Raw genomic sequence first — 23,027 nt, forward strand, 5'->3', positions numbered from 1 at the left:
CGATGACTGAGTTCGAGATCAACGGGCAGACCTACCAGGCGGCCAAGCTGGACGCCTTCAAGCAGTTCCACATCGCGCGCCGGCTTGCGCCGCTGCATGCCGGGCTGAGCAAGGCCATGGGGGGCGGCACGCTGGGCGAGGATGCCTTCAGCCCGGCCATCGCCGAGGCGGTCGCGGGCATGCCGGACGCCGACTGCGACTACATCCTGCAGTCCTGTCTGGCGGTAGTGAAGCGCCGCCAGGGCGATCGCTGGGTGTCGATCATGGCGGTGGGCGCCAAGGCGCTCACCTTCGATGACATCGACATGGGCGCGATGCTCCAGGTCGCCGGCCAGGTGATCACGGAGAACATCGGCGGTTTTTTCGGCGCGAGTGCCGATCCGTCCGGAGCGGCGATCCCGCCGGCGTGACCTGGGCCAGCCTCCCTGGCGGGGAGGACTGGCTGCTGCGGCCAGTCGTGCGCCGCATGTGCCTCTACGAAAGCCTCAAGGACGGGTCGCTCGACCTGGCCGACATCGCCCTGATGAATGACGCCCTCGACGTGGTCGCCGAGAACGAACGCATCGCCGCAGGATTGAAGCCATGAGCACCAGCACCATCAAGGAATTCCTGGTCCGCCTGGGCTACAAGGTCGACGCCACCGGCGAGCGCAAGTTCGTGGACGGCGTGAACAACGCTACGAAGGTGGTCAACGGCCTTGGCACGGCGCTCAAGGTGCTCGCCGCCGGCGGTGCGGCGGCCGGTGCGATGGCTTGGTTTGGCAAGATGGCCAACTCGCTGGAGGGTCTCTACTACTCCAGCCAGCGTGCCGGCGCGTCGGCGAAGAACCTGCAGGCGTTCGGCTACGCCGCGGCGCAGATGGGGTCCTCCGTCGAGGAGGCGCAGAGCACGGTGCAGGGCTTCCGGCAGTGGATGCTCAACAACCCGGGCAGCGAAATGTGGTTGCGGGGCCTGGGCGTCGGTACCCGCGACGCGCGCGGCAAGCTTCGGGACACCACCGAGCTGCTGCAGGACCTGGGCCAGAAGTTCGCCCAGATGCCGACGTACCGGGCAAACCAATACGCACAGCTCCTCGGCATCCCGCTGAAGCTGCGCCTGGCGCTGCAGGAGGGCATGGGCGGCTACATCGCCGACTACCGCAAGATGCTCGCGGAGGCCGGGCTCGACTCGGACAAGGCGGCGAAGCGATCGCACGAGTTCCTCACGCAGGTGCGCGGGCTGGGCGGTGCCTTCCAGGTGCTCGGCCTGAAGATCGCCTCGGCCCTGATGGGTAGCGGCGGGGGCGGTGGGGCGCTCAACCGCTTCCGGCACCTGCTGCTCACGCACTCCGAACAGATCACGCGCGTGGTCGGCCGGCTTGCAGACTTCCTGCTGACGCTGTTCGAACGCCTGCTCAATTGGCTGGACCGGATCGACTGGGACAAGCTCGATCGGGGGATGGGCAAGTTGTTCGGCCGCGCCGGGCAGATCGCCGGCAGCTTCGACCAGTGGAAGACGGCGGCCCTCGCTCTAGGTGCGGTGCTGGCGGCCAGTGTGCTCGCTCCTGTCCTGTCGATCGTGGCGGGCGTGGGCCGGCTGATCCCGCTGCTAGGCACGGCCGCCGGCGGACTGCAGGCGCTGGGCGTGGCGGGCGCTGCAGTCGGCGGCTGGAAGCTCGGGCAACTGATTGATCAGCACACCGGCTTCAGCCAGAGCGGCGCGGGCCATGCCACCGGGCGCGCGATTGCTTCCGTGCTGGCCATGTTCGGCAACAGTGACGCGCAGGCAGCGATCGATCTGGAGGACTACAACTCGCACGATCCGACATGGCGCAAGAACTGGCTGGCGGCCTACCGCAAGTGGTCCGATGCGGACAAGGCGAACTTCGGGAAGGAACATCCGGAGTTTCTGCGTCTGATGCAGCAAGCCATGCCGCTTGGCGTGCGCAACAACAACCCCGGCAACCTGCGCACGGGGGCGGGCGGTACGTTTGGACGGTACGGCAGCGCGCAGCAGGGCCTCAACGCCCTGGGCCGACAGCTTCGCAGCTACTACAACGGCACGTCGGCGGCCGCGGGGCATAAACGCCTGCGCACCCTGCACGACATCATCAGCACGTACGCGCCCAGCAGCGAGAACAACACCGGCGCGTACATCGGCGCACTGGCCAAGCAGCTCGGTGTCGGCGCTGACACACCGCTCAACCGCAACGACCCGGCGCAGCTGTCGGCCCTCATGCGCGGCATCGTCCAGCACGAGAACGGCGTGAACCCGTACAGCGCCGAGATGTTCCGCGCCGCGGCATCGAGCGTGGGCCAGGCCAGCAAGGGCGCCAGCGTGCACGCCGAGACCAACATCTACGTGCAGGGTGGCAGTAGCCCGGAATCCACTGCGCAGGCTGTAGCCGGCAAGCAGAACAGCGTGAATCAGCGCCTTTATCGTGACTTCGGAGCCGCGGTTTCATGAGCATCCTCTCTGCCCTCGGACTGGCCACCCTCGGCCAGGTGGTCGACGTGTTGCTTCGGCATCGGCGCGCGATCGGCACCATCGTCCCGCAGGTGGTGCTCGAGGAGCAGGCGATCGATGACCTGTTCATTTCCAGCCATCCGGTCGAGCGCGGCGCGAATATCACCGACCACGCGGTCAAGCAGCCCGTCCAGCTGCTGATGCGCTGCGGCTGGAGCTATTCCGGCACGCTGACCAACATCACCGCCTCAGGCCTGGCGCCCGGGCCGCGTGAGGCCTACCAGGCGCTCAGGGATCTGCAGGAGAGCCGGCAGCCGTTCGACGTGGTGACCCCGAAACGGGCCTACAAGAACATGCTGATCAAGCGCCTGACGCAGACCACCGCGGTGGACACGGAGAACGCGCTGATCGTCCAGGTCGAGATGCAGGAGGTGATCCTGGTTGACGCGATCCTCGGCCCGGCCAACGGAAGCATCGGGCAAGCCCAAAGCGTGGGCCCGACCGACAACACCACCGACAACGGGGCCTTTCAGGCGCCAGTGAACCTCGGTGCCAAGCAGCTCACCGATGTCACCGGCAACCTGTCGGCATCGGACAACGCCACACTGGACGGAGTCCTGCCATGACCCGTCAGGTATTCGAGATCCCGCTGTCGGCGCGCAGCCAGCGATGCTCGGTCACGCTGCTCAACGTCAACTACCAGCTGGCGGTGCAGTGGCGCGCGGCGGCTGGCCAGTGGGTGCTGGACCTGCTCGACGCGTCAGGCAACCCGGTTGTGCAGGGACTGCCGCTGGTGACCGGCTCGGATCTGCTCGGCCAATTCGGTCATCTGGGTATCGGCGGCGCGCTGGTGGTGATGCTCGACAGCGGCGCCGGCGATGCCGTGACCTTCGACAACCTTGGAACAAACGCGCACCTGCGCTTCGTGGTGGAGCGATGACGAAGCAATACCTGCGCAAGATCGAGCTGTCGGTCAGCGGCATCGCAGACGCCTATGACCTGTCCGACCTCCACGTCGAGTTCCAGGTCAACAACGCGATCGTCGGTACGCCGAAGTGGGCAACGCTGCGGATCTGGAACCTGGGCCCGGACAAGGCCACCCAGATCATCCGCGAGTTCACCGGCGTGACGTTGGCGGTGGGCTATGCCGACCTGGACGCACAGCGCATCATCGCCGGCGAGATCGCGCAGGTGGCCTACGGGCGGGAGAACGCGGTCGACACCTACCTGGACCTGATGGTGCAGGACGCCGACCGGGCGCTTTTGTGGGGGACCATCTCCAAGTCGCTCGACATTGGTTGGACCGACGACCAGGTCCTCGATGCAGTACTGGCCGAGTGGGGTAAGGGCCCCAGTCCGATCACCCTGGGCCACAAGCCCGCGTTCAAGGGACAACCGGCCGGAGACGCAATTGTTCTGCACGGCGCGCTGTTCGACGTCATGGAAGAGCTGGCGCATAGGCAGGACTGCAACTGGTTCGTGGAGGACCAGCAGCTCTACGTGGTGCCGAAAGCTGAGGTCATGGCAGATGATGGCGCGCCGGTGCTGACGCCGGAAAGCGGACTGCTGGGCACGCCAGTGCTCACCTACCAGGGCATCCAGGGCCGCTGCCTGATGAACCCTGCCATCAAGGTCGGGCGGACCGTACGCTTGCGGAACGCCGACATCACCCAGCTGGCGCTCAAGTCTTCGATTATCGGCATCACCGACCCGGCAAGCATCGTTCCTACCCTCAACAACCCGATCGAGACCTACGGCACCTACAAGGTGCTGGCCGTCACGCACGAAGGGAACTCGCGCGAGAACCAGTGGGAGACGCGGTTCGTCTGCTGCGACGTCGACAACACAGCTTTCACCGGCGGCCCAGGCCTGGTCAGCGTGCCCTCCGGAGGCGCCCTTTGAACAACGAACAGCGGTTCGACGATCCGCAGACGACCATGCGGCGCGCGGTGCGGCGTTTCTTGGCAAACCTGTGGACAGCTATGCCGGGGTACATCGTCGACTTCGACGCGGCGACGTGCACGGCGACCGTACAGCTGGGGGTGCAGGCAGTCGTCAGCCAGCCGGACGGATCGACGAGCAACCAGAACATCACGGTGCTGCCCAGGGTTCCGGTAGTGTTCCCGCGCGGCGGAGGGTGCTCGCTAACCTTCCCGGTCCAGCCGGGCGATGAGTGTCTGGTGGTGTTCGCAGCGCGCTCCTGTGGCGCATGGAAACAATCTGGCGGATCGCAGGTTCAGTCGGCGCCGGGACGCCTGCACAGCTTGAGCGACGGCTTCGCGCTTCTGGGTACCAGCTCCCAGCCCAACGTGATTCAGAACCTAAGCACATCGACCACCCAGCTGCGCAGCGACGATGGCAGCACCTACGTGGAGCTCGACGCCGCCGGCCAAGTGCTCAACTTCGTCGCGCCAGGCGGATGCCACTTCACCACGCCCGAGGCGACCTTCAGCGGCAAGGTGACTGCATCCCAGGACATTGCTAGCACCGGCGGCGATGTGAAGGCCGGCACCGTCAGCCTGAAGAACCACCTGACCACGAACGTCACTGCGGGCAGCGGGCTGAGCGGCAAGCCGCAGCAGTAGTACGATGCCCCCGTTCAACGGACTGGAGGGGGCATGAAATACCTGATCCTGATCGCGACCTTGCTGCCGGCGATGGCATTCGCGCAGCAGTTTCAACCGAACCAGCACTCGACGGTGACCGTTACCGCATCCAACGGCGCGAAGTGCACGATGGAGGTGGCGGGGAGCAGCAAGCCCAGCCCGTCAGCTGTCGCGGCTATCCAGAAGGACTGCGAGCGCCAGCAACGTGGCAAGGCCATTCTGGCGATCACCGGACCCACCGAGGCCGACCTGATGGCCATGTCGCCCACCGATCGCGCGAAGGCGGTCAAGGCGCTGCGCTGCAAGGACGTGCGCGACAAGCTGGACATGCAGCGCGATCTTGAGGCTGCCGGCAGCACCGGCTACTACAACAAGACGACGCTGCTAGAGCTAGAACGCAAGGAGTGCGGATCGAACGCCGCCCACTAAAAGAAGCCCGCCTAACGGCGGGCTTTTTCGTTATAGGGAATCAAGGTTGTGTTTTATTTCCGCCATCGTGCTGTCGATGCTCGACTGCATTAGCCACGCCGACCCGGCGAAGACCACAACGGTAACGATCGCGAGAAAAAGATAGCTGCGCGCGCCGTATTTGCGGCGATGGAATAGATAGGCGGGGTAAGCGACCGCCCAGATAATGATCATGAGCAAGAACCAGCCCACGGGACCGTAGCCGCCCAACTTCGGGTCACGCTCCATCCCGAACTGCGAAGCTTCAGCGGCTCCGAGTATCGCTGTTCCTGCAATGGTCACCACGACTATCAGCTGCAAATGGCTGCCTGGGCCCTGCAGCATGATCATGTTTCCGACCCAGAAGAAAATCAGCAGGACCGAAACCCAAGGCATCGCGAGCATCAGCATCGCGAGCGTTTCGGATCGCTTGACAGGAACAGCCTGCCGACGGGGCGGCGGAGGCGACGGCGGCGGCGCATTGCTGGCGAGTGGCCGTCCGCAGTGGATGCAAGAAGGCGCCGAGTCGCTGACGTTCGCGCCGCAGTCTGGGCATGCAATTAAGCCCATGAGATTCCCCTCCCTGTTGATTTAACAAAATAGTACAGGAACGCCGATGCGCTACCGAAAGCTAACGGCCGACGGGGACTACTCCTTCGGCCACCAGCAGGCCGACGTCTACCGGGATCAGCCCGAAGCGGTCGCGCAGGCGATCCAGACGCGGCTGGGCCTGTATGCCGGCGACTGGTTCCTCGACACCACCGAGGGCACGCCGTGGCGGCAGGACGTACTCGGCAAGGGCACCGGCGGCATCTACGACCTGGTCATCCGCGAGCGGATCCTCGACACCCCGGGTGTCCTCTCGCTGGACGCCTACAGCAGCACCCTCGACCGTGACCGGCGCGCGCTCAGCGTGCAAGCCACCGTCACGACCCTCTACGGCACCACCCAGGTACAGGCGACCCTCTGATGGCGATCTCCACGACCGCACCGACGATCAGCGCGACCGGCATCAGCGCGCCGAGCTATGCCGAGGTGCTGGACTTCCTGCAGACGAAGTTCCGCGGCATCTACGGCGCGGACCTCTACCTGGGCGCCGACAGCCAGGACGGGCAGTGGCTCGCGATCCTGGCCAAGGCCATCGACGACGCCAACGCGGTCGCGATCCAGGTCTACAACAGCTTCTCGCCGGCGACAGCCACCGCCGCGGCGCTGTCGTCGAACGTCAAGATCAACGGCATCGCGCGCGCCTCCGCGAGTTACTCGACCGCCGACCTAGTGCTGGTGGGGCAGGCGGGCACGACGATCACCGACGGCGTGGTCACCGACACCAACAACAACCGCTGGGACCTGCCGGCGTCGGTGGTCATCCCTTCGGTCGGCGAGGTCACGGCAACGGCAACCTGCGAAACCGAGGGCGCGATCGCTGCGCCAGCCGGCACGATCACCCGCATCACCACGCCGGCGCTGGGTTGGCAGAGCGTCAGCAATCCGACCGACGCCACGCCGGGAGCGCCCGTGGAGACCGATGCCGCGCTGCGCAAGCGTCAGGCCACCTCGGTGGCGGTGCCCTCCCTGACGGTGCTGGAAGGCATCATGGGCGCGGTGGCCGCCGTGCCAGCCGTCACCCGCTACCGCGGCTTCGAGAACGACACCAACGCGACCGACGCCAACGGTATCCCGGCGCACACCATCGCGCTGGTCGTAGACGGCGGCGACGCCACCGCGATCGCGCAGGCCATCGCGTCGAAGAAGACGCCCGGTGGCGGCACGGCGGGCACCACCGAGATCGACATCGTCGACGCCTACGGCATCACTCATCCGATCCGTTTCTACCGGCCCACCGATGCGCCCATCACGGTGGCGATCGCGCTGAAGGCGCTGGCCGGTTACAGCTCGGCCGTCGGCGCCCTGGTCCAGCAGGCGGTGGCCGATTACGTCAACGGCGTCGTGATTGGCGGAGGCCCGGCGGCGGGCGTGGAATGGGATGCGGCCATCGCCGCGGCGAAGTCAGTCGGCGGCAGCGGCACCTTCAAGATCACCGCGCTGACCTTGTCCGGGCCAGGCGGCGCGGGCAGTCCTGACGTGCCGCTGGCGTTCAACGAAGCGGCGACCTGCAGCGTCGGCGACGTGACCCTGACGGTGACCTGAGATGGCTTACGTCGCGACCTACACCCGGCTGGTCACGCCGCAGCACGCGGACAAGCCCAAATACATGGCGATGCTCGCGGCCGTGTTCGGCTGCTTCGTCGACCAGCAGAACCTCCTGGCCAGCCTCCCAGCGACGTTCGACGTGGACACCGCGGTTGGTGCCCAGTTGGACGTAGTCGGGCAATGGGTGGGCGTCTCGCGCGAGGTGTCCGTTCCGATCACCGGCGCCTACTTCGCGTGGGATACCGCCGGCCTCGGCTGGGACCAGGGCAACTGGCAGGGGCCCTTCGATCCGACCAGTGGCATCACCGCCCTCGACGATGGCACGTACCGAGTGCTGATCAAGGCGAAGATCGGCGCCAACCACTGGGACGGCACGCTGCCATCGGCCAAGGCCATCCTGGACGGCGTTTTCACTGGCGGATCCAAGACGATCATCCAGGACAACGGCAACATGACCATCACCTTCGGCGTCGCTGGCACCCAACCCTCCGTACTGCTGCGCGCGATCCTGTCCCAAGGGCTGCTTCCCCTGAAGCCGGAGGCGGTCCACGTCGACGGCTATGTGATGACCTCCCAGGACGGCACGCCGCTGTTCGGCCTCGACGTGGAAAACGGCTACATCGCGGGCCTGGACGTGGGCGCGCTGGCAATCGACCTCTAACCCGGAGACTCCATGGCTACCAACGACTTCCTGCCATTCGCGGGAGGCGCGGGCGCTAACGTGCTCACGCAAGCCGATTACGCCGCGCTGGCTGCGCTGGGCCCTGGCTTCGGCTCGGGCATCCTGCTGTCGGACCAGCTCAACAAGGTGCTGCGCCAGGGCACAGTGATGGCCGCCGCGCTGGCGCAGTTCATCGCCGACAACTCCGGCAACAACGTGGTCGATGACGGCACGACCGCCACGATCGAGAGTTCATTGGTTGCCGCCATCGCGGCACTGCGTACGGCGGCGTTCTCCGGATCGAATCAGTCGCTGGGAGCTAATGGCTATCAGAAGTTCCCCGGCGGGCTGATTTTGCAATGGGGCGGTGCAGTGACGGCCGCCGATGGGTCCGCCGTGATCACCTTTCCGATTGCCTTTCCGAATGGACCGCTTGTTTATTTTGGCACCGTCAAGGGCAACACCTCCCTCGCGACAACCTACGTCGATGCCGCTAGCGGGACGAATTGGACCGCTACCGCGGGCAAATTCTGGTGCAACTCCGCGATATCGGGCGTCGGCTTCAACTGGTGGGTAATCGGCAAGTGAGGACAGTCATGGACAGCATCTACTACAGCGCAAGCACCGGCGGCTTCTACGACAGCGCCATCCACGGCGTTGCCATGCCTGCCGACGCGGTCGAGATCACCGCCGCCGAGCGCGACGCGCTTCTCGACGCGCAGGCGCAGGGCAGCACGATCCAGGCCGACACCGATGGCCGGCCGGTCGCCATCGCGCCGCCAGCGCCGACCCTGGCCGACGTGGCCGCGTCGTTGTCGGTCTCCGTACAGACATGGCTGGACGGTGTCGCTAAGGCCAACGGCTACGATTCGCTGGCCTCCTGCATCTCCTACCGGGGAAGTTCAGTCGCCCAGTGGGATGCCGACGCCATCGCCGGCATGGCATGGCGCGACGCCGTCTGGCAGGCCGCCTTCCAGTGGCAACAGGACGCGCAGGCCTCCCCGCCGACGCCGTTGCCCACGGCGGCCGATGTGATCGCGGGCCTGCCGCAGCCGGCAGCGTATGGCTGGACCACACACGCCCCTGGAGCTGAGGCATGAGCACGAACGACTTCAAGGTCTTCGCCGGTGCAACCGGCGCGAACGTGGTGTCCCAAGCCGACTGGCCGACGGACCCCGACATCACCCTCGGCTTCCAGACCGGCACCGCACGTGCCGCCGCGGCCAACAAGGCGATCCGCCAGAGCAGCATCATCGCGTCGATGGTGGCGCAGTTCATCGTCGACAATGCTGCGGTCGACGCACTCGACAATGGCACGATCACTGCCCTCAAGACCGGCTTTGCAACCGCGATCAACGCGTTCATCTCGACCGCCGTGAGCGGACTGGCACCGAAGGCGAGCCCAGCGTTCACGGGCGTTCCGACCGCGGCTACCGCAACCAAGGGGACGAACACCGCACAACTGGCCACCTGCGCCTTCGTGCAATCGGCCGTCGGCGACTATGCGCCCAAGGCGAGCCCCGCGCTTACCGGCACGCCCACGGCGCCGACGGCGACCGCTGGTGACAACACCACGAAGCTCGCCACGACCGCGTTCGTCCAGTCTGCCGTGACGGGTCTCGCCCCGAAGGCAAGCCCGGCTTTGACGGGCATTCCCACGGCGCCTACGGCAGGTGCCTCCACCAACTCCGGCCAGATTGCGACATGTGCTTTCGTGCAAGCAGCTATTGACGCGGCGCTGGTCAGCTACCTGCCGAAGTCCAACCCAACCTTCACCGGCACGATGACTGGCCCTTCGTACGACAAGGAGCCCTAGCCTATGGCCGGATACAAGAAGGCCGGGATGGACCTGGACGCGCTGCTCGAGCCGTGGCAGAGCGGCGACGGCAATGCCGCAGCGACGGGTTACAAGATCAACGGCGCCGACCTCAACACGAAGTACGCGCCGGCCTCCGTGGGCACGGCGTACTTGGGCGGCACCGGATACAAGCAGGGCGGGGCGGACATTGGCCCCCGCTTTGCGGCCAAAGGCAGCCGGTCGACGGTGTTGCCCTTCGACGGCGATACCTTCATCGCTGACAACCCCAGCCGCGGGCCCGCCAGCCTGACCCTCACGTTGAACAGTGACGGCACGTACACGATCGTCCGGATGATCGGTAGCGCGGCGACGACCATCGGCTCCGGCACCTGGCTGCCCTCGGGCGAGGCTGCCTCCAACTGGTCGTGTCAGTACTCCTACAGCACCTCGCTGGTCACGGTGGTCGGAGACGCCTCCAACAGCAACACCAACGGCGCGGCTTCGATCAGTGCGCTTACGTCCGACCGTGCCTTCCAGAGCAACTCCACCGCCAACTTCACCGGTGGCCAAGCCGGCCAGACCGTCGCCGTGACCCTGAAGCTGTACCGCAGCGGCGTGCTTCGCTCCACCACGGGCTTCACCTTTAAGACCAGCGCCGACGGCAACTGACCAGGCCGACGCGACCTGAGGGCATGCGCCTACAGCGCCGGCAACTGTTCGGCTTTACCGTTGAGTTGCCCCGGGCCCGGTCGACGCCGACCGTGCCTTGGCTGCCCCGCCGGCTGGAATGTCTGGCTGCCGGGCCCGGGGTGCCTTCAACGGTCTCGCGGATAGGTCGGCTTGAAGTCCAGCACGATTTCGCCGGTGTCGGCCATCACGTCTGGCTCGCGGCGTTCCCGGCGTTGCCAGTTCGCGAGCCGCAGCACTCGACCGCAGAGGCTGTCGAGGTCCGGGTCGCACGCCAGGTAGAGGTCGCCTTCAGGGTCGCGCAGGATCAGACCGCTCGCGCCGGATTGTTTCAGGTGTTCGCGTAGCAGGCGGAACAGCTCACGCGCGTCAGGTGCTTCGGGCATGGTCCTTCTACTCAGTCGTTGCCCGTATACGGGGTCAATTGATCAGGTCGCGTGGTCACCATGTGGGCGATCATCTCCCTGCTCTCGTCCACGGCGACGTAGTAGCCACCGGCTTCATCGTGCAAAACGAAGCCAGTCGCCCGCGACCGTTTCAGGTGATCGCGGATCGCCTCAAACATGGGCTCAGGATCAGGGGTCGGATCGTTGCTCATCGGCCCCTTTATCGCGCGCTGGCGGTGATCGGCTCGTCACGGCCTCACACGACGCCAACCGCTCCCCATGGCACGATCAAGCTCCCTCCCGTGGAGCCTTTCCCATGTGCGGACGCTACGCCGTGTTCGGTCCCGTCTCGATCCCACGGGACGCGGTGCCGATCCTCAACGAGATGAACATGGAGTTGGACCGCATCCTCAACATGCGGGCGGCAGACTTCAATGCTGCGCCGACGGATCTGCTGCCGGTGGTCGCTCAAGGGCAAGAGGGCGGTTTCGAGTGTAAGGACGTGCGCTGGGGGTTGGTACCGCACTGGGCCAAGGACACGAAGATCGGCGCGAAGATGATCAACGCCCGGGCCGAGACGGTGCAGGAGAAGCCCTCGTTCCGAACGGCGTTCAAGAAGCGGCGCTGCCTGGTGCCGGCCAATGGCTACTTCGAGTGGAAGGGCGAGCCCAAGCACAAGCAGCCGTACTTCATTCACGATCCGGACGGCGACCTGCTCATGTTCGCCGGGCTGTGGGAGGTGTGGCGCCCGAGCGAGGATGCGGACTGGTTGCGTACCTTCACTATCGTGACGGGGCCGCCTGGGCTGGTGTCTGGCGACATCCACGACCGAATGCCGGTGATCCTGCCGCCCGCCGACTGGCTTGATTGGCTCACCGAGGGACCCGATGTAGCGGCTGACATCCTGGCCAAAGTCACGGAGCCGAAGCTGACGTACCATCCGGTCACTAAGGCTGTCGGCAGCGTGAAGAACGACGGCCCTGAGCTTGTGGAGCCCATCGAGCTATGAATCATCCCGAACCAACCTCTGAAGGCCTGCGGCGCTACCCGGAGACGCAGGGCTATTTCCCCGACCGCTCACAGGAAGGTGCGCATCCGGACTTTGATCTGCCGTGCACCTGCGAGAAGACGTGCGCCTCTCGCTGCGCCGGCGAGTGCGGCTGCAGCGCCTGTGAGATGCAGTTCCAGGAGTTCGCCGACGAGGCCGGGTTCTTCCATCATCCGGACGATGGCGCGCTCGATGAGGAAGGGGCGCTCAAGGCCTACCGGGAGGTGACCTTTGTCGGCGTTCCTGGCGGTACTGGCGACTGAGGCTGACGCGGTCGTTGGGCCTGTACGCGAGCGGTGGGATCCATCCGCGCGGCGAGGGCTGGGCGCCCACATCACGATCCGCTATCCCTTCCTCCCGTTGGAACACCTCAGCCCGCGCGACCTTGACCAACTCGCCGCGGCCATCAGCACGGTGCCAGGTTTCCGGTACACGCTGGCGCGTGTGTCTCGATTTCCTACAACGATCTTCCTTGACCCGGAACCCTTGGCCCCATTCGCTGCCCTGCGCACCGCCATCGAAGGCACCTTCGGCGCGCGCCTGCCGCTCGACACTTTCCCGCGCTACGTTCCGCACCTTTCGGTCGCTCGCAACGTGAAGGAAAAGGCGCTGGACGTACTCGTGGAACTGGATGCCGCGCTGGTCGCCGGTCCCATCACCTGCCGTTGCTCTGAAGTGGTGCTGCTGGAGCGGGCGAGCGGTCCGTGGATTGCGCGCGCCCGGCTGCCGCTCGGCCAGCCCTAGACCAAGTGGCTGGCCCAACGAAGGCGCTCGCCGATGGGGCCCGGCACTTCGTAGCGTTGCGACTGGTACCGCTCCGCCAGCTTGGCGTATTCCTCCCGCATGTCCTCCGTCGTAACCTCCTCGCGCGGCGTGGCGATCACGCCGGCCGACACACACGAGGAACAGAAGGCGCGAGTCGCCGGACCGCAGTCAGGGCAGGGCGTATATGTCCAGAACTGCCGGTGCATGAATACTCCCACCTGGCAGCGGTGGCAGATCAGGCCTGCCGAGGCACAGTCCCACGCGGGCGTCCCGCAGGTATCGCAGATGGAAACCGGGCCCATGAATCGGGTGTTGCGGGGAGCGTGGCGAGGCATTCCGGCAGGGTAGGCCGCCGCTGTCTCACTCCTCTGGATTCCGGTCCGCAATCGATCAAGCCTCTGCGTGGGGCTTGGGCTGCGCGGCATGGAAATAAGAGCGATTGCGGACCGCCCGTTGGGCTAAGTCGCAGATTCTGCGAGAATCGTTTGTGGACTTAAAATCCCTCACCCTCACGGGTATGCGGGTTCGACCCCCGCTCCGGGCACCATCGACGATCACGCCATGTCCAATCCGCACATTTCCGATGTCCCGGGCGACCACGATGCTGTCTCCTCGGCGGCGCGCAAGTCCGCACCTACGGCTGATTCGCGGATGCTGACGGTCTTGCTGGTGGAGGATGACGCGCTCATCCGCATGGACGCGGCCGAGATGCTGCGCGAACTGGGACACGAGGTTGTGGAGGCCGACTACGGCCCCGATGCGTTGGCAGTGCTTCAGGCGCGTCACGTCGACGTGCTGGTCACCGACGTGGGGTTGCCCGGGATGTCGGGTACCGAGCTGGCCGAGCTCGCCCGCCAGCTGCACCCGGGCATTGGCCTTGTGTTCGCTACCGGCGATACGGAACTGGCAAACCGGGAAGGGCGGCCGCGCGCCGCGATCCTGTGCAAGCCCTACGATGGCGCCAGCCTCGCCGAAAGCCTGCGCCGCGCGTTTGCGCGGCCATAGTCAGGGCATCGGTTGGCCAAAAGAAAAGCCGGCACCTGCTTGCGCTGGGATGCCGGCTGTTCGGGCATCGCGGGGATGCCGTATTGGTGGAGGTGGCGGGAGTCGAACCCGCGTCCGAAGGCGCTTGACGCCCGGTACTACATGCTTAGCTCACCGTTGGATCTCGTCCCGCGACAGCACGATGTGCGAAGCGCATCGAAGGACCAGCCTGCTTGATTTGGCCCTGCACCGACAGGCGGCAGTGGTTGGGCGATCCCGTGATAATGACCCTACACCGACGAGCACGAGCACAAGTGGGTTCGGGGCTACGCCTTAAGCGGCGAGAGCGTAATTGCTGTCGTTGGCAATTATGAGTTTTGCGGCTGGATTTACGAGGAAAGCTGCCCCCTCGGCATGCACCAAGCCATCTCACTACCCCCGTCGAAGCCAGGACACCCCCGGGGAAAAACCTGAGCTGGTCAGTCAAGCAAGTATATGGGGGTCGGCGAGTGCACTTCAATGGCACGCCGCGACGTCAGGCCTCGCGGTTGTGGGCGCGCATGGTGCGCTGCTTCTCGCGCTGCCAGTCGCGTTCCTTCTCCGCGTCGCGCTTGTCGTGCGCCTGCTTGCCGCGGGCCAGACCGATCTCGACCTTGACCTTGTTGCCTTTCCAGTACATGGCGATCGGCACCAGGGTATAGCCCTTGCGCTCGACTGCGCCGATCAACTGGTCGATCTCCTGCTTGTGCAATAGCAGTTTTCGCGTGCGGCGGTCCTCGGCGATGACGTGCGTGGAGGCGCTGATCAGTGGCGGGATCGAGGTGCCCACCAGGAAGATCTCGCCCTTGAGCACGACCGCGTAGCCATCGCCGAAATTGATGCGCCCGGCACGCAGTGCCTTCAGTTCCCAACCCTGCAGCGCGATGCCGGCTTCGTAGCGCTGGTCGATGTGGTACTCGTGGCGGGCGCGCTTGTTGAGCGCGATGGTCCCGCCGGCGTGCTTGTCCTTGTCCTTCGCTTTTGCCATGTCCGCTAGACTTGCGCCTTTGCGGTGCGCCGGAAGCCGTCGCACCGAATGATGGAAGAGGTAGCCGTGATCGAAATCCGACGAAGCGCCCTGGTCAATTACACGCCGGCGCAAATGTTCGATCTGGTCAACGACGTCGAAGCATACCCAAAGCGCTTCTCCTGGTGTGCCGGCGCGCGGGTGCTCGAGCGCGAGGGCGACGTGCTGGTGGCGCGGCTGGATCTGAAATACGCCGGCCTCAAACAGGGTTTCACGACTCGCAACACCACCGAACCACCGAAGCGCCTGCGCATGCAACTGGTGGAAGGGCCGTTCCGCAGCCTGGACGGTCTGTGGGAATTCATTCCGCTAGGCGAGCATGGGTGCAAGATCGCCTTCGCGCTGGATTTCGACTATGTGGGCCTGGGAGCCACCGCAATCAAGCTCGGTTTCCAGGCGCTGGCGAGCAAGATGGTCGAGGACTTCGGTCGCGAGGCCCAGCGCGCGTATGGCTGAGATCACGGTGGAAGTGGTGCTGGCGCTGCCCGAGCGCACGTTGCTCAAGCGGCTGGTGCTTGGCGCAGACGCGACGGTGGCCGACGCGATCGCGGCGACTGGCCTGGGCCAGGACAGCGCGCTGGTCGATATGCAGCGACTGGGCATCTTCGGCCGCCGCGTTCCACCCGAACATCCGCTACGCGATGGCGATCGGGTGGAACTGTATCGGACGCTGGTGCTCGATCCGAAGGAGGCGCGGCGGCGCCGCGCCCGCTGAAATCAGGGATTGCCGTTGTCCGGCGGCGTCGAGCCGCTATCGTCGGTGCCGCTGGTGTTCTTGTCGCCCTGGTTTTCGTCCACGGGGTAGGTGACGTGGTATTTCTTGCTTTCCTCGAGCATCTTCTCGGGATCCTGCGCGAAGAAGTCGCCGTCGGTGCGCACCAGCGTGTCGTTGTTGAAAGTGAGCGTGAAGGTGCGGATCTTGATCTTGCCGCCACGGTGTTGCTGGGTGGACACATAGTCCCAGCGGTTCTGGTTGAACGGCGTATGCACGGACGGCGAGCCCAGCAGCACCAGTACCTGGTGCTTGGTCATGCCCGGCTTGAGCTGATCGACGTCCTTCTTGTCCAGGAAGTTGCCCTGCTGCACGTTGGGAACGTAGACGAGTCCGCAACCCACCAGCGTAAGCGCCAGCATGGCGGAACCGAGCGTGCGAATCAGCTTGTGCATGCGTGTTTTGCGTCCGGATCGTGAGGGGGGCGATGATACACTAACGGCCTTGATACGCCGTGCGTGGAGCGAGCCATGGAACAGGAAACCAGAGAGCTGCGCCGGGTCGGCCTGAAGGTCACCCACCCGCGCATGCGGATCCTGCAGATCTTCGAGGAGGAGGGCGTCCAACACCTCACCGCCGAAGACGTCTACAAGAAGCTGCTGGCCGAACAGGAAGACATCGGCCTGGCAACGGTGTACCGCGTGCTAACCCAGTTCGAGGCCGCGGGCATCGTGGTCAAGCACAACTTCGAAGGCGGCCAGGCCGTCTATGAGCTCGACCGTGGCAAGCACCACGACCACATGATCGATGTAGACAGCGGGAAGGTCATCGAGTTCGTCAGCGAAGAGATCGAGCGGCTGCAGAAGGAAATCGCCGCCAAGCACGGTTACGTGCTGGAGGATCACAGCCTGGTGCTGTACGTGCGGCCCAAAAACTAAGGCCCGCTGATCCGCACTGCACGAGCGCGTTTGCGGCGAGGTGCTCTGCCGTTCCAAGGGTGTAGGCGTCGCCGCGCAAGCTGGCTCCCGCCATTTGAAATGCGGCGTATGCGAGGGGCATAAAAAAAGCCGCGGGAGGACTCCTGTCCACCCACGGCTGATCCGTTACCACATAGCGCCTCGGCAGTGCGAATTGCTCGCTGGCCGGGTGGCGCCGTTGGTACCGGCGGAACGGCATCCTGCCGTTCTTCGTGGCCACCGTCCCCACGGTGATCACGGCACGCCATCTTGCGATGGCGGCTCCCCCACATCGATGGACTGATGCTAACGAGCTGTTCACGACTCCGGTATTGGAAAAATTCCTATGCCAGCCGACCGGGTTCACGGCCGGGCGTGCTGCTCCGCAGCAAAATCCGCAAGTGGACGCCCTGACGGTCGGGCCTCAGCCGGAACAGGCCGCCCAGCGAGGTGACGCGGTCGCGCATGCCTTGCAGACCGCGGCCGCCGCGGGGCAAGCGGCTGGGCAAGCCCACACCGTCGTCGCGGATGTCGAGCAGGGCCAGCACCACCCCATGGCGCTCGCCGATGCGCAGGCGCAGGCGGAATTCGCTTGCCTGGGCGTGCTTGACCGCATTGGTGGCGCTTTCCTGTACCAGGCGGTACACCGCGATGCGGGTGTCTTCGTCCAGCAACCGCGGGTCGCCGCGCATGTCGGTGTGGAAGACGATGCCGGCAGTGGTCAGCAGGTCGCGGATCGGGCCCTCGTCCAGCGCCCGCAGCAGGCCGAACTCGTCCAGCACCGCGGGGCGCAGGTCGTCCAGCAGGCGATGCAGGGCGCGGCGCATGTAGCCGAGGATGGTGTTGATCGAGACGCTGATGTCTTCCAGCCCTGCATGGCGCAGGCGTACCTGCGCGAGTTTCATGTGGGTCTGGATGGCCGTGATGTTCTGGCCGAGCTCGTCGTGCAGTTCGGCGGCCATGTGCCGGCGCTGGTTTTCCTCGGCCTGCAGGTTGCCACGGGCCGCGTCGCGCAGCTGGCGGGCGAGCTGGTCCAGTCGACGGTTGACCGCGCCCAGGTAGACGTTCTGTTCGGCCACCCGTTCGCTGCTGCGGCGCAAGGCATCGGTGGCCGCGCCAAGCATGAGCGCTCCGGTGCCGGCGACGGCCAGAAACAGGTAACCGGCTGCGCTCTGCGCGTGTCCAGGCTGATGGTCGACCGCCGTCATGCCCAAGCACGAGATCAACATCGCCAGCGTGGCGCCGCGCCAGCCGTGGCGGAAGGCGAAGAACAACACCGGTGCCAGCGACAACACGCGGGCGAATTCCGGCTGGGGCGCGGCGTGCTCCGATAGCATCAGCAACAGCGCCATCGCTGGCAGCATCACCAGCAGCCCATCCATTACCAGGCTGGCCACCATTTTTCGGTTCGGTCGCGCACGCAACAGCATGATCGACAGCGGCGCCACCAGCAGTACGCCCAGGTAGTTGCCCAGCAGTTCCCGGCCGAGCGCGCGCACCATCGCCGCAGGGGCTGCGCTTTCATGGAGAAGCGCCAGCAGCACCGCGTCGGCGGCCGCCACCGCACCGACCACCAGCACGGCCGAAAGCAGCAGGCGGGTGGCTTCCTCCGGGTCGCGCAGGCTGGCGTGCAGGTTTACCCGGCGCAACAGCCACAGGCCTACCGCCATGATCAACGGCTCGGGCAGGTCGCCGATCACGAAGGTCTGCCAGCCCATGGGCAGGCCCGAACGCAGGTCCAGGATGATGGTCACGGCCAATTCGAGCCCCAACAGCCAGAACCACTGCCGCACCGGCACGATCAGCAGCGCGGCGAAGCGCAGACCGAAGGGCAGCATCCAGTACGGCTGTTGCGTAGGCAGCAGCGCCAGCCACAGCAGCGCGTAGACCACGCCGAGCAGAGGACCGGATTCGGGCAGGGAAAAAGGCTTCGATCGCATGCTGGCGATGTTACATGCGACTGTCGCCTGCCCAGCGGGTGGTGGATGTTTGGGCAGGGGCGGCCGGTCTCTTATAGACTCGGGTGGCAGGGCCGGACGCGGGGGCGTCCGAAGCGGTCGAGCCGCATGCCGGCGTACCGCCCGAAACCAGCAAGTCAGCGGGGCATCATGTACAGCATCGTTCTGGTCGACGACCACGCCATCGTCCGCGAGGGTTTCAAGCGGCTCATCGAACTGGAGCCGGATCTGGAAGTGATCGCCGAATGCCGTTGTGCCGACGATGCGGTGGACGCGATCAACCAGCGTCGCCCCGATCTCGTCGCGCTGGACCTGTCGCTTCCGGATGGCAGTGGCCTGCCATTGATCGAGCACCTGCATAGCCTGGCGCCGGACACGCATATCGTCGTGCTGAGCATGCACGACGGCGAGCCCTACGTATCCGAGGCGCTACGCCGTGGCGCCAGCGGCTATGTCACCAAGGGCGCCGCGCCGGAAGAACTGGTGGCGGGCCTGCGCCAGGTGATGCAGGGCGAGACGTTCCTGAGTTCGGATTTGCGTCAGCGTCGTGCCGAGCGGCCCAGCGAGGCACTCGATCCGGTCAACCGGCTGACCGCGCGCGAGCGCGAGGTGTTCCTGCTGCTGGCGGCAGGCAAGGCGCCCAAGCAGGTCGCGGCAGTGCTCGGGGTGGGCCAGAAGACCATCTATATCCATCGCGCCAGCCTGATGGGCAAACTGGGCGCGGGGTCGGAACTGGACCTGTACCGGATGGCGAGCGAGCGCGGGCTGTTGTCCGAGCGCAAGAACTGACGGACCGGGTGACGTAGGGTGGGCTTGAACCCACCGTGTCGCCACGCGATGGTGGGCTGAGGTCCATCCTCCCGGGGCTCGCGTCAGGCGCTTTGCGCGCGCTCGAGCATCTGCCTGGCGTGGGCGCGCGTTTCGCGGGAGATCTCGACGCCGCCCAGCATGCGCGCCAGTTCGTCTCGGCGGCCGGCTGCGTCCAGCTTCTCGATCTGCGTGCGAGTGGTATCCCCGTCGCTGTGCTTGCTGACGCGCAGGTGTGCGTGGCCCTGCGCGGCGACCTGGGGCAGGTGGGTGACGCACAGAACCTGGCGCTCGCCGCCGAGCGCGCGCAGCTTCTGCCCGACCACCTCGGCCACGGCGCCGCCGATGCCGGTGTCGACCTCGTCGAACACCATGCAGCCGATCGTGTCCTTGCCCAGCGTGGCGACCTCGATGGCGAGACTGATGCGTGCCAGTTCGCCGCCCGAGGCGACCTTGCGCAGCGCGCGCGGTGGCTGGCCGGGATTGGCGCTGACAAGCAGTTCGCAGCGCTCGCGGCCTTGCGCATCCGGCTCGCCGCCGTCGACCGGTTCGAGGTCGACGACCAGCCGGCCGCCGGCCATGCCCAGTTCGCCCATCAGCGCGCTGACCTCCTCGCCCAGGCGCGCGGCGGCCGTGCGGCGTGCCCTGCTTAGGTCATCGGCCGCTTTCGCATAGCCGCGTTCCAGCCGTGCGCGATCGCCGGCGAGCCGCTCCAGCGCGTCGCCGGCGCCTTCCAGTTCGAGCAGCTCGGCCTGCAATGCGCCCAGCCGATCGTGCAATTCGGCGACGGGAAGGCGGTGGCGGCGCGCCAGTTCGTGAAGGCGGGTGAGGTGGGTATCGACGTCGGCATAGCGCTCCGGATCGAGGTCGACGTCCTGTGCGTAGCGCGAGAGGCCGTCGGAAGCTTCGCCCAGCTGTATCTCTGCGTTGTCCAGCAGTTCCAGCAGGGGCGCGAGGCGCGGGTCCAGGGCAGCCAGCTTGCCCAACTCCCCGTGCGCGCGGCCGAGCGCACGGCGCAACGCGAATTCGCTGTCGCCGTCGAGCAGTTCCACCACGCCGGAGGCGCCTTCGGCCAGCCGGCCGGCATTGGCCAGGCGCTTGTGGCTGGCCTCGAGTTCGGACAATTCCGCAGCCGGCAACACCCAGCGTTCGAGCTCGCCGACCTCGTGGCGCAGCAGTTCGAGCCGTTGCTCGCGGTCATCGCCACCACTGAGCTTGCGGATGCGCGCGCCCAGCTCGCGCCACTGCGCGGCCAGCGTGCGCAACTGTCCCACCAGTTCCTCATTGCCGGCGTACGCATCAAGCAGATCGAGCTGGTGGCCGCGCGAGAGCAGCGCCTGGTGCTCATGCTGGCCATGGATTTCCACCAGCAGCGTGGCCAGTTCACCGAGTTGGCTGGCATTGGCCGGGCGGCCGTTGATCCACGCGCGCGAGCTGCCCTCGGCGCGGATCACGCGGCGAAGCTGGCAGGCACCTTCATCGTCCAGCTCCTCCCGTTCCAGCCAGGCGCGTGCTTCGGGCAGCGCGGCCAGGTCGAATTCGGCGATGAGTTCGGCGCGGTCGCAGCCCTCGCGCACCATGCCGCTGTCGGCGCGCGCGCCGGCCAGCAACATCAGCGCGTCGACCAGCAGCGACTTGCCGGCGCCCGTTTCGCCGCTGACCACGGTGAGGCCCGGGCCGAAGGCGACTTCGGCTTCTTCGACGACGGCGAAATGGCGGACGTACAGGGAAGTGAGCATGGCGTGGAATTGTACGGGCAGAAGTGGCGCGCGGCGCGGCTACCGTCGCGACCGGCGTTCTTGCAAACTCGGCGGCGACACCTTATTTCTGTCCCGTCTCACCGTTTGTTACAGCGATGACCCGACCCCACGACCTCGATGCCCGCGCCCGCCGCCTGCTGCGCACCCTGATCGCGCAGTACCTGGCCGATGGCGAGCCCGTCGGGTCGCGCACGCTGTCCCGATCGTCGGGGCTGGACGTCAGCCCGGCGACGATCCGCAACATCATGGCGGACCTCGAAGACGCAGGCCTGGTCGCCTCGCCGCACACGTCCGCCGGACGCATACCCACGCCACGTGGCCTGCGCCTGTTCGTCGACAGCCTGATCGAGCTGCAGCCGCTGCCGCGCGAGGACATGGCGCGGCTCAAGCGTGAGTTGCCACCCGGACCCACGACCACCCGCGACCTGCTGGGCAACGTGTCCACGCTGCTTTCGGCGATGACCCACTTCGCCGGCGTGGTGACGGTGCCGCGCCAAGGTGACTTTCCCCTGCGCCATATCGATTTCGTGCCGCTGCCGGACGCACGCGTGCTGGTGATCCTGGTGTTCTCCGACAACCAGGTGCAGAACCGCATCGTGCAGCTGGCCAGGCCGCTGGACAGCCGCGAACTGGAACAGGCCGCCAACTACCTCAACACCCATTTTGCCGGTTTGCGCGTGGACGACATCCGCGCCCATCTCCTGCGCGAGCTGCGCGAGGCCGGCAGCGAGCTCAACCGCCTTGTCGCCAGCGCGACGGAACTCGCGGCGGCCTCCTTCGCGCCGCAAGGTGGCGGAGACGACGTGCTGGTGAGCGGCCAGACCAACCTGATGGGTTACGCCGAGCTCGCTGACCTGGACCGTCTGCGCGAGCTCTTCGAGGCCTTCCAGAAAAAAAACGAATTGTTGCAACTGATGGAGGTGTGCGCCCGGGCCCCGGGCGTGCGCCTGTTCATCGGCGAGGAATCGGGCTTTGCCGCGCTGGACGGCTGCAGCGTGGTGACCGCCAGTTACGGCGTGCAGGGGCGGGTCCTGGGTGCGGTCGGCGTGATCGGGCCCACCCGCATGGCCTACGACCGGGTGATCCCGGTGGTGCAGGCGACTGCCGGATTGCTCAGCGACGCCTTGAATCGCGCCGCGACGTCCCTATAACCGCCCCCGGAGGGCGGGTTTCCCGCAGTTATCGGTGGCCGGCACGGAGGTGCCGGTCCGGACCTTTGTTTGGGAGTAATGCATGCAGAACAACGAGCAGACGCCGGACCAGGTGCAGGAATCCGGTTCGCCGGGAACGCAAGGATCCGATGCCCTGCAGGCGCGGGTCGCCGAGCTGGAGGCGAGCAACGCCGAGTTGCGCGAGTCCGTGCTGCGCGAGCACGCGGAGCTGGAAAACCAGCGCAGGCGCCTGCATCGCGACCTGGAACAGGCCCGCCGCTTCGCCAACGAAAAGCTGTTGAACGAGTTGCTCCCGGTCTACGACAGCCTGGAACGCGGGCTGGCCATCGAGAGCAGTGACGCGGCCGCCGTGCGCGAAGGCCTGGCGCTGACCCTGAAGGCGTTGCTGAAGGTCGCCGAGACCCACGGACTGGTGCAGGTTGATCCGGTCGACCAACCCCTCGACCCGGAGCGCCACCATGCCGTGAGCATGGTCGAAGCGCCCGGCAAGGCGCCCGGCACCGTAGTCAACGTGTTGCAGAAGGGCTACGTGCTGAACGACCGGTTGCTGCGTCCCGCACTGGTCGCCGTGGCCAAGGACTGACGCATCGCTCGCTGAACACACAGGCGGCCCCG

Annotated in this window: 32 protein-coding genes and 1 other RNA gene; 25 read left to right on the forward strand and 8 right to left on the reverse strand. The window is 66.2% G+C overall.

The window, feature by feature from the left end:
• Positions 1-2 precede the first annotated feature (2 nt).
• Genes LQ772_RS06830 through LQ772_RS06865 form a run of 8 tightly spaced genes read left to right on the forward strand, consistent with a single transcriptional unit; the run spans position 3 to position 5,480 of the window.
• Positions 3-410, forward strand: coding sequence for a phage tail assembly chaperone (locus LQ772_RS06830; RefSeq protein ID WP_231325212.1), 408 nt, complete (start codon positions 3-5; stop codon positions 408-410).
• Positions 407-586, forward strand: coding sequence for a DUF6889 family protein (locus LQ772_RS06835; RefSeq protein WP_231325214.1), 180 nt, complete (start codon positions 407-409; stop codon positions 584-586). The genes LQ772_RS06830 and LQ772_RS06835 overlap by 4 nt, the downstream gene beginning before the upstream one ends.
• Positions 583-2,445, forward strand: a complete 1,863-nt coding sequence (locus tag LQ772_RS06840; protein WP_231325216.1) for a hypothetical protein — start codon at positions 583-585, stop codon at positions 2,443-2,445. Before LQ772_RS06835 ends, LQ772_RS06840 begins: the two co-directional genes overlap by 4 nt.
• A complete protein-coding gene (locus tag LQ772_RS06845; protein WP_231325217.1) occupies positions 2,442-3,071 on the forward strand; it encodes a phage baseplate protein in 630 nt (209 codons plus the stop codon). Before LQ772_RS06840 ends, LQ772_RS06845 begins: the two co-directional genes overlap by 4 nt.
• Positions 3,068-3,385 (forward strand): phage baseplate plug family protein, encoded by a 318-nt coding sequence (locus tag LQ772_RS06850; RefSeq protein ID WP_231325219.1) that lies wholly within the window; start codon positions 3,068-3,070, stop codon positions 3,383-3,385. The genes LQ772_RS06845 and LQ772_RS06850 overlap by 4 nt, the downstream gene beginning before the upstream one ends.
• On the forward strand, positions 3,382-4,347 hold the full coding sequence (locus LQ772_RS06855; RefSeq protein ID WP_231325221.1) for a baseplate hub protein: 966 nt from the start codon (positions 3,382-3,384) through the stop codon (positions 4,345-4,347). The genes LQ772_RS06850 and LQ772_RS06855 overlap by 4 nt, the downstream gene beginning before the upstream one ends.
• Positions 4,344-5,030: a Gp138 family membrane-puncturing spike protein gene (locus tag LQ772_RS06860; RefSeq protein ID WP_231325223.1), complete on the forward strand. Its 687-nt coding sequence runs from the start codon at positions 4,344-4,346 to the stop codon at positions 5,028-5,030. Before LQ772_RS06855 ends, LQ772_RS06860 begins: the two co-directional genes overlap by 4 nt.
• Before the next feature lie 33 nt (positions 5,031-5,063).
• Positions 5,064-5,480 (forward strand): hypothetical protein, encoded by a 417-nt coding sequence (locus LQ772_RS06865; protein WP_231325225.1) that lies wholly within the window; start codon positions 5,064-5,066, stop codon positions 5,478-5,480.
• 30 nt (positions 5,481-5,510) lie between these two features.
• On the opposite strand, the gene LQ772_RS06870 is transcribed toward LQ772_RS06865, so the two are convergent.
• Complete coding sequence (locus LQ772_RS06870; RefSeq protein ID WP_231325227.1) at positions 5,511-5,909, reverse strand: hypothetical protein; 399 nt, start codon at positions 5,907-5,909, stop codon at positions 5,511-5,513.
• Between the two features lie 205 nt (positions 5,910-6,114).
• On the opposite strand from LQ772_RS06870, the gene LQ772_RS06875 reads away from it, so the two are divergent.
• From LQ772_RS06875 to LQ772_RS06905, 7 genes are read left to right on the forward strand one after another with little or no spacing between them, the layout of a single operon-like run.
• The gene (locus tag LQ772_RS06875) at positions 6,115-6,468 is read left to right on the forward strand and encodes a contractile injection system sheath initiator (protein WP_231325229.1); all 354 of its coding nucleotides are present in this window, start codon (positions 6,115-6,117) and stop codon (positions 6,466-6,468) included.
• Positions 6,468-7,649, forward strand: a complete 1,182-nt coding sequence (locus LQ772_RS06880; protein ID WP_231325230.1) for a baseplate J/gp47 family protein — start codon at positions 6,468-6,470, stop codon at positions 7,647-7,649. Before LQ772_RS06875 ends, LQ772_RS06880 begins: the two co-directional genes overlap by 1 nt.
• Before the next feature lies 1 nt (position 7,650).
• Entirely contained in the window at positions 7,651-8,313 is a 663-nt protein-coding gene (locus LQ772_RS06885; protein WP_231325232.1) for a DUF2612 domain-containing protein, read from the forward strand.
• A gap of 12 nt (positions 8,314-8,325) precedes the next feature.
• Entirely contained in the window at positions 8,326-8,901 is a 576-nt protein-coding gene (locus tag LQ772_RS06890; RefSeq protein WP_231325234.1) for a gp53-like domain-containing protein, read from the forward strand.
• A gap of 8 nt (positions 8,902-8,909) precedes the next feature.
• Complete coding sequence (locus LQ772_RS06895) at positions 8,910-9,413, forward strand: hypothetical protein (RefSeq protein WP_231325236.1); 504 nt, start codon at positions 8,910-8,912, stop codon at positions 9,411-9,413.
• Positions 9,410-10,129: a hypothetical protein gene (locus LQ772_RS06900; protein WP_231325237.1), complete on the forward strand. Its 720-nt coding sequence runs from the start codon at positions 9,410-9,412 to the stop codon at positions 10,127-10,129. The genes LQ772_RS06895 and LQ772_RS06900 overlap by 4 nt, the downstream gene beginning before the upstream one ends.
• Positions 10,130-10,132: 3 nt before the next feature.
• Complete coding sequence (locus LQ772_RS06905; RefSeq protein ID WP_231325239.1) at positions 10,133-10,780, forward strand: hypothetical protein; 648 nt, start codon at positions 10,133-10,135, stop codon at positions 10,778-10,780.
• A 146-nt stretch (positions 10,781-10,926) separates the two neighbouring features.
• Here LQ772_RS06905 and LQ772_RS06910 read toward each other — a convergent pair whose 3' ends face one another.
• Together LQ772_RS06910 and LQ772_RS06915 are read right to left on the reverse strand one after the other, a co-directional pair.
• The gene (locus tag LQ772_RS06910) at positions 10,927-11,184 is read right to left on the reverse strand and encodes a hypothetical protein (RefSeq protein ID WP_231325241.1); all 258 of its coding nucleotides are present in this window, start codon (positions 11,182-11,184) and stop codon (positions 10,927-10,929) included.
• Positions 11,185-11,195: 11 nt separating this feature from the next.
• Entirely contained in the window at positions 11,196-11,396 is a 201-nt protein-coding gene (locus LQ772_RS06915) for a hypothetical protein (RefSeq protein ID WP_231325243.1), read from the reverse strand.
• A 104-nt stretch (positions 11,397-11,500) separates the two neighbouring features.
• On the opposite strand from LQ772_RS06915, the gene LQ772_RS06920 reads away from it, so the two are divergent.
• The 4 genes from LQ772_RS06920 to LQ772_RS06935 all read left to right on the forward strand — a co-directional run bounded on the left by LQ772_RS06920 (position 11,501) and on the right by LQ772_RS06935 (position 14,002).
• A complete protein-coding gene (locus LQ772_RS06920) occupies positions 11,501-12,193 on the forward strand; it encodes an SOS response-associated peptidase (protein WP_231325245.1) in 693 nt (230 codons plus the stop codon).
• Positions 12,190-12,495: a hypothetical protein gene (locus tag LQ772_RS06925; RefSeq protein ID WP_231325247.1), complete on the forward strand. Its 306-nt coding sequence runs from the start codon at positions 12,190-12,192 to the stop codon at positions 12,493-12,495. The genes LQ772_RS06920 and LQ772_RS06925 overlap by 4 nt, the downstream gene beginning before the upstream one ends.
• Complete coding sequence (locus LQ772_RS06930) at positions 12,464-12,976, forward strand: 2'-5' RNA ligase family protein (protein WP_231325249.1); 513 nt, start codon at positions 12,464-12,466, stop codon at positions 12,974-12,976. The genes LQ772_RS06925 and LQ772_RS06930 overlap by 32 nt, the downstream gene beginning before the upstream one ends.
• 582 nt (positions 12,977-13,558) lie before the next feature.
• The gene (locus LQ772_RS06935) at positions 13,559-14,002 is read left to right on the forward strand and encodes a response regulator (RefSeq protein ID WP_231325250.1); all 444 of its coding nucleotides are present in this window, start codon (positions 13,559-13,561) and stop codon (positions 14,000-14,002) included.
• An 84-nt stretch (positions 14,003-14,086) separates the two neighbouring features.
• On the opposite strand, the gene ssrA is transcribed toward LQ772_RS06935, so the two are convergent.
• Together ssrA and smpB are read right to left on the reverse strand one after the other, a co-directional pair.
• Positions 14,087-14,441: a transfer-messenger RNA gene (gene ssrA, locus LQ772_RS06940) on the reverse strand.
• A 75-nt stretch (positions 14,442-14,516) separates the two neighbouring features.
• Complete coding sequence (gene smpB, locus LQ772_RS06945; RefSeq protein WP_091336452.1) at positions 14,517-15,008, reverse strand: SsrA-binding protein SmpB; 492 nt, start codon at positions 15,006-15,008, stop codon at positions 14,517-14,519.
• Between the two features lie 66 nt (positions 15,009-15,074).
• On the opposite strand from smpB, the gene LQ772_RS06950 reads away from it, so the two are divergent.
• Entirely contained in the window at positions 15,075-15,503 is a 429-nt protein-coding gene (locus LQ772_RS06950; protein WP_231325252.1) for a type II toxin-antitoxin system RatA family toxin, read from the forward strand.
• Positions 15,496-15,762 carry an RnfH family protein gene (locus tag LQ772_RS06955; RefSeq protein ID WP_231325254.1) on the forward strand — a complete coding sequence of 89 codons (267 nt, stop codon included), beginning with the start codon at positions 15,496-15,498 and terminating at the stop codon, positions 15,760-15,762. The genes LQ772_RS06950 and LQ772_RS06955 overlap by 8 nt, the downstream gene beginning before the upstream one ends.
• A 2-nt stretch (positions 15,763-15,764) precedes the next feature.
• Here LQ772_RS06955 and LQ772_RS06960 read toward each other — a convergent pair whose 3' ends face one another.
• Entirely contained in the window at positions 15,765-16,214 is a 450-nt protein-coding gene (locus tag LQ772_RS06960; RefSeq protein ID WP_231325256.1) for an outer membrane protein assembly factor BamE, read from the reverse strand.
• A 75-nt stretch (positions 16,215-16,289) separates the two neighbouring features.
• On the opposite strand from LQ772_RS06960, the gene fur reads away from it, so the two are divergent.
• Positions 16,290-16,697 (forward strand): ferric iron uptake transcriptional regulator, encoded by a 408-nt coding sequence (gene fur / locus LQ772_RS06965; protein ID WP_231325258.1) that lies wholly within the window; start codon positions 16,290-16,292, stop codon positions 16,695-16,697.
• Between the two features lie 362 nt (positions 16,698-17,059).
• Here fur and LQ772_RS06970 read toward each other — a convergent pair whose 3' ends face one another.
• Entirely contained in the window at positions 17,060-18,655 is a 1,596-nt protein-coding gene (locus LQ772_RS06970) for an MASE1 domain-containing sensor histidine kinase (protein ID WP_231325260.1), read from the reverse strand.
• A 168-nt stretch (positions 18,656-18,823) separates the two neighbouring features.
• Here LQ772_RS06970 and LQ772_RS06975 point away from each other — a divergent pair, with 168 nt between their 5' ends.
• Positions 18,824-19,462: a response regulator transcription factor gene (locus LQ772_RS06975; RefSeq protein WP_231325262.1), complete on the forward strand. Its 639-nt coding sequence runs from the start codon at positions 18,824-18,826 to the stop codon at positions 19,460-19,462.
• A gap of 83 nt (positions 19,463-19,545) precedes the next feature.
• Here LQ772_RS06975 and recN read toward each other — a convergent pair whose 3' ends face one another.
• The gene (gene recN / locus LQ772_RS06980) at positions 19,546-21,219 is read right to left on the reverse strand and encodes a DNA repair protein RecN (RefSeq protein ID WP_231325264.1); all 1,674 of its coding nucleotides are present in this window, start codon (positions 21,217-21,219) and stop codon (positions 19,546-19,548) included.
• Positions 21,220-21,335: 116 nt separating this feature from the next.
• Between recN and hrcA the strand changes: the two genes are divergently transcribed.
• Entirely contained in the window at positions 21,336-22,391 is a 1,056-nt protein-coding gene (gene hrcA, locus LQ772_RS06985) for a heat-inducible transcriptional repressor HrcA (protein WP_231325266.1), read from the forward strand.
• An 82-nt stretch (positions 22,392-22,473) separates the two neighbouring features.
• Entirely contained in the window at positions 22,474-22,995 is a 522-nt protein-coding gene (gene grpE, locus LQ772_RS06990) for a nucleotide exchange factor GrpE (RefSeq protein ID WP_231325268.1), read from the forward strand.
• The last annotated feature ends 32 nt before the right edge of the window (positions 22,996-23,027 follow it).

The organism is Frateuria edaphi (assembly GCF_021117405.1).
Classification (GTDB): Bacteria; Pseudomonadota; Gammaproteobacteria; order Xanthomonadales; family Rhodanobacteraceae; genus Frateuria_A; species Frateuria_A edaphi.